The sequence below is a fragment of the Microbulbifer weihaiensis genome (genome assembly GCF_048323715.1).
Classification (GTDB): Bacteria; Pseudomonadota; Gammaproteobacteria; order Pseudomonadales; family Cellvibrionaceae; genus Microbulbifer.
Genome location: NZ_JBLWFL010000001.1, coordinates 818,287 through 830,931, shown reverse-complemented (window position 1 = coordinate 830,931; position 12,645 = coordinate 818,287). Strand labels below are relative to the sequence as shown.

Annotated in this window: 12 protein-coding genes; 4 read left to right on the top strand and 8 right to left on the bottom strand. The window is 53.6% G+C overall.

The genetic code is table 11. The annotated features are described in order from the left end of the window. Positions 1-5: 5 nt before the first annotated feature. From ACNKU7_RS03495 to ACNKU7_RS03460, 8 genes are all read right to left on the bottom strand, one after another. Positions 6-929: a glycerophosphodiester phosphodiesterase family protein gene (locus ACNKU7_RS03495; RefSeq protein ID WP_418295569.1), complete on the bottom strand. Its 924-nt coding sequence runs from the start codon at positions 927-929 to the stop codon at positions 6-8. 53 nt (positions 930-982) lie between these two features. Continuing rightward, complete coding sequence (locus ACNKU7_RS03490; RefSeq protein ID WP_418295568.1) at positions 983-1,786, bottom strand: glycerophosphodiester phosphodiesterase family protein; 804 nt, start codon at positions 1,784-1,786, stop codon at positions 983-985. Between the two features lie 51 nt (positions 1,787-1,837). Further along, a complete protein-coding gene (locus ACNKU7_RS03485; RefSeq protein ID WP_418295567.1) occupies positions 1,838-2,497 on the bottom strand; it encodes a VWA domain-containing protein in 660 nt (219 codons plus the stop codon). Beyond that, positions 2,494-3,924, bottom strand: coding sequence for a hypothetical protein (locus ACNKU7_RS03480; protein ID WP_418295566.1), 1,431 nt, complete (start codon positions 3,922-3,924; stop codon positions 2,494-2,496). The genes ACNKU7_RS03485 and ACNKU7_RS03480 overlap by 4 nt, the downstream gene beginning before the upstream one ends. 215 nt (positions 3,925-4,139) lie before the next feature. Next, positions 4,140-6,146 carry an acyltransferase family protein gene (locus ACNKU7_RS03475; RefSeq protein ID WP_418295565.1) on the bottom strand — a complete coding sequence of 669 codons (2,007 nt, stop codon included), beginning with the start codon at positions 6,144-6,146 and terminating at the stop codon, positions 4,140-4,142. A 332-nt stretch (positions 6,147-6,478) separates the two neighbouring features. Beyond that, on the bottom strand, positions 6,479-7,603 hold the full coding sequence (locus tag ACNKU7_RS03470) for an ABC transporter permease (protein WP_418295564.1): 1,125 nt from the start codon (positions 7,601-7,603) through the stop codon (positions 6,479-6,481). Beyond that, a complete protein-coding gene (locus ACNKU7_RS03465; RefSeq protein ID WP_418295563.1) occupies positions 7,600-8,574 on the bottom strand; it encodes an ABC transporter ATP-binding protein in 975 nt (324 codons plus the stop codon). The genes ACNKU7_RS03470 and ACNKU7_RS03465 overlap by 4 nt, the downstream gene beginning before the upstream one ends. Beyond that, positions 8,571-9,683 (bottom strand): HlyD family secretion protein, encoded by a 1,113-nt coding sequence (locus ACNKU7_RS03460; RefSeq protein WP_418295562.1) that lies wholly within the window; start codon positions 9,681-9,683, stop codon positions 8,571-8,573. Before ACNKU7_RS03460 ends, ACNKU7_RS03465 begins: the two co-directional genes overlap by 4 nt. Before the next feature lie 482 nt (positions 9,684-10,165). On the opposite strand from ACNKU7_RS03460, the gene ACNKU7_RS03455 reads away from it, so the two are divergent. The 4 genes from ACNKU7_RS03455 (at position 10,166) to ACNKU7_RS03440 (ending at position 12,595) form a co-directional block, all read left to right on the top strand. Continuing rightward, positions 10,166-10,759 (top strand): response regulator transcription factor, encoded by a 594-nt coding sequence (locus tag ACNKU7_RS03455; RefSeq protein WP_418295561.1) that lies wholly within the window; start codon positions 10,166-10,168, stop codon positions 10,757-10,759. Beyond that, the gene (locus ACNKU7_RS03450; RefSeq protein WP_418295560.1) at positions 10,756-11,208 is read left to right on the top strand and encodes a CsgE family curli-type amyloid fiber assembly protein; all 453 of its coding nucleotides are present in this window, start codon (positions 10,756-10,758) and stop codon (positions 11,206-11,208) included. The genes ACNKU7_RS03455 and ACNKU7_RS03450 overlap by 4 nt, the downstream gene beginning before the upstream one ends. After that, the gene (locus ACNKU7_RS03445) at positions 11,208-11,633 is read left to right on the top strand and encodes a curli assembly protein CsgF (protein WP_418295559.1); all 426 of its coding nucleotides are present in this window, start codon (positions 11,208-11,210) and stop codon (positions 11,631-11,633) included. The genes ACNKU7_RS03450 and ACNKU7_RS03445 overlap by 1 nt, the downstream gene beginning before the upstream one ends. 95 nt (positions 11,634-11,728) lie before the next feature. After that, a complete protein-coding gene (locus tag ACNKU7_RS03440) occupies positions 11,729-12,595 on the top strand; it encodes a CsgG/HfaB family protein (protein WP_418295642.1) in 867 nt (288 codons plus the stop codon). Positions 12,596-12,645 lie beyond the last annotated feature (50 nt).

Genomic DNA, 12,645 nt, shown 5'->3' with positions numbered 1-12,645 from the left:
TCACTTCAGGACTCGTTCATATCCTCGAACTCCTGCAGTTCGGCAATAAGCCTTAGCAGGACGTCAGGGCGATCGGTCATGATCCCTGCAACCCCCATCTCAATCAGGCGCCGCATTTCCGCTTCCTCATTCACCGTCCACACATCCACGCGTACCCCGTGCGACTGCGCATCATTTACCGCGGCGGGCGTCACCAGGGTAATACCATCGTGCTCTATGGGGATATGCAGTGCCTGGTAGCGCGGACTGAGCAGGCGGAATGCCCCGAACTTCGATGCCAGTACAAATACACGAACTTCATCGGCGCCAGCACCGGTGGCCACATGGGGGCAATCTTCCCGAAAGCGGTCAATGGCCGCCTGGTGAAATGACGATACGATCACCTGATTACTTTTATTGAATGCCTGCAATTTGCGGCACAGGGATCGGGCAGCCTCCGGATCCGGCGTTTTCAGTTCGATGATCATCGGGTATTTGGGAAACTGCTGGAACACCTCATCGATCGTCACGATGTGCTGCGGCTTCTCCCGGTAAGGGTAAGTCTGACCGTCCCGCGTCCAGTTATAGGCCACGTTGAGCTTGTGTAATTCCGGCAAAGTCAGTGCGCTGATGGCGCCCTCGCCGTCGGTGGTTCTCTCCACCGTGGCGTCGTGCATCAACACCAGTGCGCCATCCATCGTTTCATGCACGTCCATCTCCAGCACATCGACATTCATTGCCGCCATCTGCTGAAGGAACTCCATGGTATTGCCAGGATAGAGCCCCAGTCCGGAGTCATCGGCGTGTGCGATAACCAGAGGGCGCTGGAAGCCCGTCGCGGGGTATTGGGGGAACTGCAGGCCCGTATCGGCAGCGGGCCGCGCCGCAAGCCAGCGCCAGCCGACAAACAACAGAGTCGCCGCGAAGGTAAACACCAGTAATTTTTTCACAATATCTGCTACCGGGATGAATCCGACCTTAGTTAAAATTTTTTCCGTGCCGCTTATTGGCCTTCACGTATCAGCGCCATAAGTCGATCGGGCCTGTTGGTGACTATGCCATCGAGCCCCAGAGCCATGAAGTGACGCATTGACTCCACCTCATCGACGGTCCATACGGAAAGATGTAAACCGCACGAGCGTGCAGCGCGAACAAAGCGCGGCGTAAATACTTTCAGACCAAAATATCGCGCCGGCAATTGCATCGCTTTGAAAGCGGGCTTTAACCACCGCGCCATACCAAATAGCTGGGCCAGAAAAAATGTCAGCGCTTCGCGCATGGTCGCACCGGTATGCACCTGCGGCTGGAGCCTGCGAAACTCCTGGATCACACGGTGGTGGAAAGAGGAGACAATGACACGATGACCGCATCCGGCGCGATCAATGGCCTCACTCAGCGCCCTGGCCGCCTGCAGTTCGCGGTTCTTGAGTTCGATAATCATCGGCGTTTGAGGAATCTCGGCAAACACCTCATCGATGGTTACCGGGCGCTGCGGCTTCTCGCGGTAGGGGAAGCTCTCCCCATCGGAGCTCCAGTGATACGCCGCATTCAGCGCACGCAACTCCGCCAGTGACTTGTCGATAACCGCCCCTCGGCCATCCGTGCTGCGATCCAACGTGGCGTCGTGTATCAGAATCAGGCGACCATCAGCGGTGAGGTTCAAGTCCATTTCAAGCGCATCGACCCCAAGCGCAACCATTTTCTGTAAATACAGCAGGGTATTGCCGGGGTACAGGCCATTGCCGGATTCGTCCCCATGTGCAATAACCATGGGATTGCCATCCTGGCGGCGCCAGACACTGCTCATGAAACTTTACTCCGGTAATACTTATGGGCTTTTCAGCTCCGGCGACTATTGTCAGTGCAGAATTTTTTCCAGCCGTTCCAGATCGTTGACCACCCGCCAGCTGCCACCGCCCTGCTCCACTTTTTCCTGCCACTGCTGCAGGCGATTGAGATATTCGCTGGGATCAAGATTGTCCGTGCGCAGTTTTGTGACATTTAACGCGACAAGATCAAATCCCTCAAGGCCCAGTGGGATATCGCGATTGTATCCTTCCTTGAGCTCCTCCTTTAAGTCGGAAAAGATCAGGATCGTCTTGCGACCCGGCTGCTTTTCGTTCAGGAATTCCACCGCCTGCAGCAGGCCACCGGTAATGTCCGTATAGGCCGCCGGCTTTGCATTCTGCACGAAGCTGTCGATGGCGTTCTGGAAAGCCTGTTTCTGCTTGTTGGTCACACTGGGGCGATCGTCGAACGTCACTTTGGCCTGAATATTCTTCTCGCTGAAGCTGCCGGTATTGATACTGGCCACCGCAAAGCTATCACCGGGATTCATCCTGGCCAGCGTGTAGTTAATGACCTGCTGCGCCTTGCCGAGCTCCTCGGTATAGGTTCCGGAAGTGTCGATCAACATATACACCCCCTGGTTACGCGCGACGGGCTCTCCGCAGCCACTCATTGCGAGTGCCGAGCAGAGGGTGAGCAGAGTAAAGAGCACACTTCGCTGGATCTTCATACCGGCGCCTCCCCGGCCTTTTCGCCCGGGAATTCGGATACTGCGGAAGGTGCCGCCTTCTCACGTCGATTCAGATAACGCACCTCCAGCCAAAGGGGCAGGAAAATCGCGATGTCATACACCCGCACCAGCATGGCGCCCATACGCAGAATCCCGGTGCCGGCAAGCCGCAGAAAAACCGACAGCAGGCGCAGGCAAAACGCGGCCAAAACACCAATCACGGTACGCGCCGAGGCGATGAAGTTTTCCAGCGGTATCGCCACAAACGTCAGTGCAAACGGCAGGATAAAGCCCATGCCCATCTGTGCAGCGGTGGTGATCCAGTAAATGCCGGCGGCTGTCGCAACCGTTTCTCCCCGCAACTGGGCACTTACCGCCAGGTCTTCCTGCATCAGGATTTCCCGCATGAACGCGAGACCGGCCTCCACGCTGGCGAGGAAAAATAGCAACACAAAGGCGGCCCACATCATGCGGGTGCGCAACTTGTCGTTAAGCGCGCTGATGACCGGAAACAGGCGAGTGATCCTTAAGCAGTCCATCACAAACAGGCCCATGGTGATCTCCACCAGGATGATCACCAGCGCCGAAATGTCGGCCACCTTGAAGTTACCGATATAACTGGTTCCACCCACCATTTCCGTCATCGGGCGCGCTATCAGATGGAAATTGATCAGGGCGCCCCCCACGGCAATGGCGAGCACGAAGGCCGAGATAAAGAACTGGCTCAGGGAGGACGAGGAGAGCATGCGTTGAGCGCGATCACTGCTCTGGAGGATCTCCTCGTAGCGATCCATATGGCCGTCAATGGCCTTGGCCCGCTGCTGTATGGCAGTAACCGTTTTATTGACCCGACCGAGGCTGTTCAGGATCGCACGCCAGGCCGGCATCATGCGCTTGAGCAGCTGATGGCGTTCACGTGCGGACTCCCGGTAGGCCTCCAGAGCCTTGGCTTCGGCTTTGCGCATGGAACCGTGAATGGTCTCGAGGACATCCCCCACGACCGGATCCTGCTTGGCCGGAATCTCCGCCACCGCCTTTATCGCCTTGGCCCAGTTGGTCGGCTCCGGCGGTACCTCGGCACTGCGCACATAGTCTTCGTCAATTGCGGTAAGTTGCTCGCATAACCTGCGATGCAGGGCCGGGTATTGGGCCAGCTCCTTTTTCATCGCACTTTCGATACGGTCGAATTCCCGCTCGATGTGGCGCTCAGTCGCCTCGCGGCCAGCGGCGAGCAGCACCTCGCGATTACGTAATTGCAGGCGCCCCTCGGCGGCAGCGACGGCATTGGCCCCCAGGCGCAGTGCCTGGTGGAAAAAACGTGCGAGGGCATAGATGCCCTGATGGACGGGCTTGCGCGCAAGAAACAGCGCGAAGAGTGTAATCACGAGCCACAACCAGGGCGGCATGCTGTGGATAATTTCGGCCATGGTACATCTTCCTCCCTGCTGACGAGCAGCAACGTTTTATGTGTACAGACCTGACATCAGTCCGAAGTGCTAGTACATCCAACCTAACCTCAGGCTAGACATCCAAAGTTCAAGCAATCCAGCGTGAATGCGCCACTGAACCTAATACCGATACCTTTTACGCAATATTGCGCTAGTCAGCAGGAAGGCACGCTCTGGAATCAAAGTTTACTCCCTCAAAACGTGCCATGTTGATTTTCGGTTAAATAGACAGGCGCCCGTAAGCTTTTCTCCAATAATACACCGGATTTCTTTATTCTTTCATATAAGGCAGGAGCCAGGACTCGAGCATAGGTCGCCGTGAGGTGAGTTCGATCCCTAAACTTCAACACACCATTGGCAACCGCATTGCAACTTTCACCTTCACACACCAGATCAGTAAGATCAATCGGGTGCACATTCTTGGGCAGCCCCAGCTTAGCGATGTGATTCGACTGAATCATTGCAGTAATTTCAGGATCCAGCTTTTTTCGCTTGTCTACCGAACACTGATCCGAGGTTGGTCCAAATCTATCCACGCAGAGAACAAAATCAAACTCTGCCCGAGGTGTATCTCTCACCGCAATAATCGGAAGATCTGGAATACCTTTCCAGGCTTCGTAAAAACCAACAGGAATATAATCACCCTCCAGCCCTGCATCATCTCTGCTTGAAGTCAATAATGTGAAAACAGCTTCAGGCCTTAGCTCATTAATCCGACTGATAGCCTTTTTACTCCACTCGATGCACACATCGTTTTCTGGGAGCCCCAGAGACTCCCCGGAAAGAGTTAATGGGCAATTCCCCTTGGTCATGGTCGTGATTTTTATAGACTGATCGATTTTTGCAATTTCCTGAAGGGTCGGCAACCAATGTAAAGAGTGAGAGCCACCTACAAGTACAACCGATTTCTCTCCATTTTTATTCCCAAAGACACATTCAATGAGTTCAGAATTACCCCAGCGTTGATTACAGCCATTTCTGTACGCTTGCGGCACGTCCGACTTTGCTATAACAGAAGCAGGAACGAGATCCGCAGTACTTTTTCCCCTCCAAAATAGCCGGACATCTTCCTCGGCCCTCTCTTTAACGGAAACATATTGCCCGCCCCAAACCCCAACCATAACGAAAGCGGGAACCATAACTGCACAGCACGCAGCCATGGCGGGCAAAAATTTCCCATTTGCCAATGAGGATTTTCGGAATGGTTTTTCGACAAAGGCGTATGTCAGGTAGGCAAATACTCCAGACAAAAATATTATCGCCAATCCAGGCACAACTCCGACGTCGCCATTACCAGACAACTGCCAGTAAGCCGTAAGCAACGGCCAATGCCATAAATAGAAGGTGAATGAAAGATTTCCTGCCTTTTGCATAACTGCGTTATTCAGAAGCCAAATGCCCGCTGAATTCGACGACGCCAATATAATCCCAACAGTGGCAAGCACTGGAATCAACGCCGCGACGCCAGGAAAATATTCACTTACCGGTATAACGGCAGCAAATATCATAAAAATAAAAAGACAGGAATACCCCAATACTGCCGCAAAAAACCTTGAAAACCTAATTTCGGAAAAACGAGCAGCCAACATCGCACCAATCAAAAACTCCCATAAACGGGCCCCGGTATCAAAATAGGCCCTAGGCTGATCCAGATATGTAACGACTAGCGCATATAAAAAGGATACCAAAAAGAGAAAAACTAAAATCGCAAATACACTACTGCGACGCAATTTATACTTAACCGAAATTGCAGATATCATAAAAAGAAGAACGGGCATAGAAATATAAATCTGCATCTGAACAGACAGCGCCCACATCTGCTGAAAGGGACTGGGAATTCCCCCTTGAGCCAGGTAGTCCACACTTGACATAGCAAGCCACCAATTTTCAACAAAAAATATGGCGGCAATCGCGGACCTGACTTGATCAGACCACTTACTCTCCATCCCGATCATCAAATACCCAAGGCAAGTGAACAGTATAACAATACTGGCACTCGGAACTATTCGGGAAAACGTTTTCCTATAGTAGGAAAATATGATATCCCAACTGACTGCTTCATATTTGGAAAAAGTACGAAATACAAAAAAACCAGATATAACAAAAAAGGCATCTACCCCTCCCGACACCTTCTGAAACCAAATGTGATACACGGCAACCAACAGTGCCGCAACAGCCCTAACCCCCTGTATTTCTTTCAAGTAAACCACTACACCTCGCCTCCAATTGGCTTATCAGCGAGAATTCGATATATGAAGCCAACCACTACATCCATGTCTTACCTCAAAAGTTCACCAACAACATAAAAAACAAACAGCTCTGCCCAAGAGATTTCAGGCTCCCAAAGAAAAAGATCAGATATAAATTAATTTTTAGCGATGAGCCAAGACTCAACTGATATGGCGGCGCACTCTATCAAGAGCATTTGAAAATTTCATTAGCAAGAAGGAATATTAATGATATGGGTACGATCGTACGGTTTTACAAATAGTTAATAAAAGGATGCTAATCGCCCAGTTGAGAATGGCACTACTCAATCGAGCCGCTTAGTAAAACGCAGTATCGCAAAAGACATCATCAAGGCAATAAAGGCAACCAATGCCAATAGATCGGGCCACAATTCAAAAATTCCCGCGCCGCGCAACATAACGCCCCGGATCAAACGCAGGAAGTGGGTAAGGGGAAGAATTTCCGCCAGCCACTGGGCGGCCCTCGGCATGCCATCAAAAGGAAACATAAATCCGGACAGCAGGATCGAGGGCAGAAACACAAAGAAAGTCATCTGCATCGCCTGGAACTGGGACTGGGCGCGGGTGGAAATGAGCAGCCCCATGGCCAGGTTGGCCAGAATCAACAGCAGAGCGGCAATATACACATCCAGCAGGCTGCCGCGGATTGGCACCTGAAACAACAGTGTACCCAGCAGCAGGATCAGGCTGGTCTGGATCAGGCCGATCAGGCCATAGGGCACCACCTTGCCGATCATCAATTCTGCGCTGCTCACAGGCGTGGCGATCAGCAACTCCATATTGCCCCGCTCGCGCTCGCGAACAATGGCGACGGCGGTAAACATCACCATGGTCATGGTGAGGATGATGCCAATCAGGCCGGGCACGATATTGATCGCAGATACCCGCTGCGGGTTGTAAAAACTGACAATACTGACGCTGCCCTGCGGTAGCGGAATCGACTTCTGACGATCTGGCAGCCGGATATTGTTCTCCGGCGGCGGCAGTCTGATCGGCATCTGCGCCAGCTGCGCGGCAGCGCTCTGTACCACGGTATCACTGCCATCCACCAGGATCTGCACCGCGGGATCACCTGTCGCCAGGCGGCGTTCATAGTCAAACGGCACCGCCACGCCCACGCTGATCTCGCCGCGGCGCAACAATGCCATCAGCTCATCCGGAGTACGCGCGTCTGCCACCGGTTCGATCACTCCCGTCGCGAGCATATCCATGACCATCTGGCGCGAGGCACTGGTGCCAGCTTCGTCCGCAATGGCCGCAGGCAAGTGACGCAGGTTCAGGTTGATGGCGTAGCCAAACAGGATCAGCTGCATGATAGGGATGCCGATGATCATCGCCAGCGTCATCCGATCCCGCCGCATCTGCCGGAACTCCTTGACCAGAACCGCAAACAGGCGCCGCAGGTTCACACTTCAGCCTCCGTATCACTTTGCGCCGGCTGCTGCTGGGTCACCGCGACAAATACATCTTCAAGGCTGGGCTCGATGGTGCTGACCTGCCCTGCAATCCCGGCAGACTCCAGGGCATTCCGGATGTCATCACTACAATCCCGCTGTGGTTCGCCCAGCACCCGCAGGCTGTTACCAATCTGCGCCGCACTGATGACACCGGGTACCGAAACAATCGCACGTTTGGCACTGCGCTGCTGATCGGTTTCCACCAGCAGTGTCCGCCCTTGCAGCGCGCCAGTCAGCTCCGCCGGGCTGCCATCGGCCACCAAGCGCCCGCGATCGAGAATCGCCAGCTTGTGGCAGCGCTCTGCTTCATCCATATAGTGGGTAGATACGAGAATGGTGGTACCGCCGTCAGTGAGTTCGAACAGCTTTTCCCAGAAGTCGCGGCGCGATTCCGGATCCACCGCGCTGGTGGGCTCATCGAGAAACAACAGCTCCGGCTTGTGGATAACTGCGCCAGCCAGTGCCAGTCGCTGCTTCTGACCGCCGCTCATGGTACCGGCCAGCTGGTCAGCCCGATCGGAAAAATGGTACTCCTCAATCAGCTCATCGATGCGCTGACGCGCCGCCCGACGCGACATATTCTGCACCGCCGCGAGGAACTCCAGGTTTTCCCGCACAGTGAGATCGGTAAACAGGGAAAATTGCTGCGTCATGTAGCCGATATGCTGCCGCAGTGCGTCGGCATCTGCGGGAATGGAAAAACCCAGCACTTCAATTTTCCCTGCGGTTGGCGTCAACAAGCCACACAGCATGCGAATGCTGGTGGACTTACCGGAACCATTGGGTCCGAGGAATCCGTAGATCTGGCGATGCGCCACCGTGAGATCGACATCGTCAACCGCTTTCAGGCGGCCGAATGTTTTGCTCAGCCCCCGCGCGCGGATTGCGAAATCGCTCCTGTTACCGCTATCCGTCGCGGTCATTTGGAAAAATCCCCTGGCACACTGCCGTCCGCGTCCGGCTCACCGGGCAGGTGTTCTCGCGCGCTATCCGTTTCAGTTTCGCCATGGATCTGTGGCGTTGCTTGCGCGGGATTTTCCAGATCCCCGCCACGGCCTTCCAGAGCAGGTAATATGTCATCCGCCGCTGCAGGCTCGGGGCCCTGCGAGATACCCGGCAAAAATTCGGCCCGTAACGGCAACCCGGCGGGAAGATCTGCTGCATCCTTTTGCAACTGGATTTCTGCGATATAACTGAGGCGTGCAACGTCATCACCGGTCAGTGCGTAATACGGGGTAAAGCTCGGGTCATCCCTTACCATTCGTACACTGCCGGGGTAACCTTTATCGCTGCCAACCAGATACACCACCGCCCGCTGGCCACGCTTGACCCCCGCACGCATGGGCTGCGGAACATAGACCCGGGCATAGGGCGAACCTCCTGTGAGCATAACCGCGAGTGAAGCCCCTATTGGCGCCTCATCGCCCAACTTGAAGGGGATACTGTCGACCAGACCGGCTCTTGGCGCGCGGATCACGAGTTTTCCAAGAACTACCCGCTGCGCTTCAGCCAGCGCCAAAGCCTGCTGCAACGCAGCCTGCCCCTGCTCGATCTCCTCAACCCGGAATCCGCGCTGCAGTTCCAGCAACTGCTCCCGTGCCGCACGTACCTGCGCCTGGGCGCTTTCAGCGGCCGCCTTCGCACCGTCCACATCGGACTTGGAGACAAAATCTTTCCCCGACAGATTCTTGAGGCGACGGTAATCCGCCTGGCGATCAACGGCTTCCGCCTCGGCTGCATCCAGATTTGCTTTGGCGCGCTTTACTTCTTCGGTCCGCGGCCCCGCCTGCAGCTCCGATAGTACTGCCTGCTGCCGGGCGACTTCCGCTTCCGCCGCCTGCAACTGCGCCTGGGTTTGCCGTGGATCCAGCACCAGCAAAACCGCGCCAGCGGCCACTCGCTGACCTTCTGCAACGCGAATTTCGATGATTTTTTCCGCCACCGGCGCCGGCAGCGCAATTCGATCCCATTCGAGGGTGCCCAACGCGGCAGGCGGCTGCTCGCCACATCCAGAGATAACCAGTAGCAACAACCCGATTAGCGCCCCGTTGACTCTCAAGTGACAACGCAAAAAGTTCACCTTTACTGTGCTTTCCCATTCCGGATAGAGCACGTCCGCCGCGTTAAACCACTTTTCGGGCGTAATGCCATGTGACGACAAGTGTACCTGAACGCCAGATCAAAACCGAAACGGAAAATATTCCTCGAAATTCTAAAAACGGTTTTTAGCGAGTTTTTATGCATTAAAAAATCCTATTTTAAGACCAAAAAATCATGAATGGCTGTCACCTTAATTAGCAGCAGCCTCTCAGATCACTACTACACTCCATACAAATTTCTCAAGTAATGAGATTTTCCACTTAATCCGGCTGTGCGACAGGCATAAATATCAAAAAAAGCAATGGTCACCTGGCAGCATTCCCGGACATTGAAAATCCGGGATAAAAATTATGGCCAGCCCCGGATATCGAAAAATCTGCTTGAGAGCCAATTGGGTAAAATATGGGGTAATCTATGCCGATTCTCTTTCTAAGCGATTCGGGACTTCACGGGGACTTACTGTTTTCACTGATTTCTGAATCCATTCCCATGGAATGGGAAAGGGCAGAATTTGGAAAGCAGAAACACTGCCTTAACTACTACGAAGCTGTCGTCGTTGACTGCCTGTCACTGACATCCAAGTCAGCTCCAAGCGCTGAATTCATCTATATCAAAAACATGATCCACCCCAGGGTGGTTCTGATCAACTTTTCGACGGACTTACCCAGCAATTTGAGTCGCCCCCTGGAGGAAAGGAAGTTCCTGTTCCTCTGCGACAACAGAAGCAGCCAGAAGGATTTACTCGGCAAGCTCGAGTTCACTTTGCAGAACACAAAGAACAATAGCGAAGCCAACGGCAAGGGACGACTACTCCTGACCAAGCGAGAGCAGGAAATACTGACACAGCTCACCACCGGCGACCCAAACAGCATTATTGCGTCACGCCTCCACCTGAGCGAACACACCGTGAAGAACCACATGTACAACATCTTCCGGAAGATCGGGGTAAAAAACCGGTTGCAAGCGAGCAACTGGGCCAAGCTGCATTTGCAGGCTGAACGCATATGAGATTCTGGCTGTTGACGCTGGTTGTCATTTCCAATCTCTGCCTGGCCCAGGCGGCGGATGACGATATGACCCTGGAAAATAACGCAGATACTCCGGCCCAGGAAGACAGCGGACAGATTGAGGATGAAATCAGCGGCTTCAATATTGACCAGACCATTACCCGGACGGGTCATGACTTCGCTCGCTTTATGAGCGAATACCGCAACCTTAACTTTCCAGATAGCACATACAATCTCACCATCGAAGAGCGTCCCTCTGCCAGGTGGGGCAACCTGATCTGGATCACCTACAACAACAAAACAGTTTTTCGACGTTTTATTAGTCCAAGCACCAATAACATTCGGGCACTGGCGGAAGATGCCTCAAGGATGATTCACGAAATGGTGCTACAGGAAAGACTCCGCCAGGCATTGACTGACCACTTTGACTTAGGCAAGGACGAACTCTAATGAACCTAAAAATACCTACCGCTTTTGTTTGCTTACCTGCATTGGTATTGAGCCTGACAGCTACCCATGTCGCGGCCAGCCAGCTGATCTATGAGCCGGTCAATCCCAATTTCGGCGGCAACCCCCTGAATGGAAATTTCCTCATTTCCAACGCCCAGTCCCAGGATGACCACAAGGATCCCGATCGACCGGAAGACCTGTATGAGCAGCCAAGCGCGCTGGATCGGTTTACCGATTCTCTGGAAACCCGCCTGCTTAACCAGCTGCTTACCGATGTTGGCAATGGCAATAGCGGGGAACTGGTTACCGACGATTTTATCGTGCAGATTGTCGATAACGATGGCGTCCTGACGGTACTGATTACCGATCGGGCCACTGGTGACAAAAGTGAAATTATCGTGAGCGGGTTAAATCCAACGAACTAATCCCGCTGAATAGAATAGTTATCCAGTCCAACAAGATGCATCCGGACTGAGCTAAGAATCCTGAATAATCGCGAATAATATTGGAGACAAGCGTGATGCGTATTACAGGTCATAGGATCGCGGCTATCGCTTTGTCGCTCGCAACCACCTTGAGCGGCTGTGCGGTGGTCAAAAATACGGGCGACGCCATTTTCGGCCAGGGGAGAAGCGACGCCCAACTAACCCCAAGAAATGATACCTACCGGGATCTCCTGAATCTTCCTCAACCCAAAGGCAAGATTCTCGCTGCGGTTTACAGCTTTCGCGACCAAACCGGCCAATACAAACCGGCGCCCGCGAGCAGCTTCTCCACTGCAGTTACCCAGGGTGCGGCATCCATGCTGATGGATGTAATGAACGAATCTGGCTGGTTCATCCCGCTTGAGCGCGAGGGTTTACAAAACCTCCTTACCGAAAGAAAGATTATTCGCGCCGCCCTGGCCAAGCCCGAAGCACCTGAAAACAATCCGATGCTGCCTTCACTGGTGGCCGCCAACGTACTGATTGAAGGCGGCATTGTTGCTTACGATACCAATATCCGCACCGGTGGCGCCGGTGCCCGGTACTTTGGTATCGGCGCCGACGAGCAGTATCGCGTGGATCAGGTCACGGTAAACCTGCGCGCCGTGGACATTCGTTCCGGGCGGGTGTTGCACTCGGTACTCACATCCAAGACCGTTTACTCCAAGGCCATCAGCGCGGACGTTTTCCGATATGTGAAATTCAAGCGCCTGCTGGAAATTGAAATGGGCACCACTACCAATGAACCGGCACAACTGGCAACGCTCTCGGCTATGGAATCCGCCGTCATCCACCTGATTGCCGATGGCATCATTAACAACTCCTGGGCACTACAGAACCCAGACGACATCAACAGCCCTGTTCTGCAGTATTACCTGAACGAAACCACAACATTTATGTAATACCGGATATGCCCAGATCCTCTCAAGAAAATATAAAACGCCGCATCACC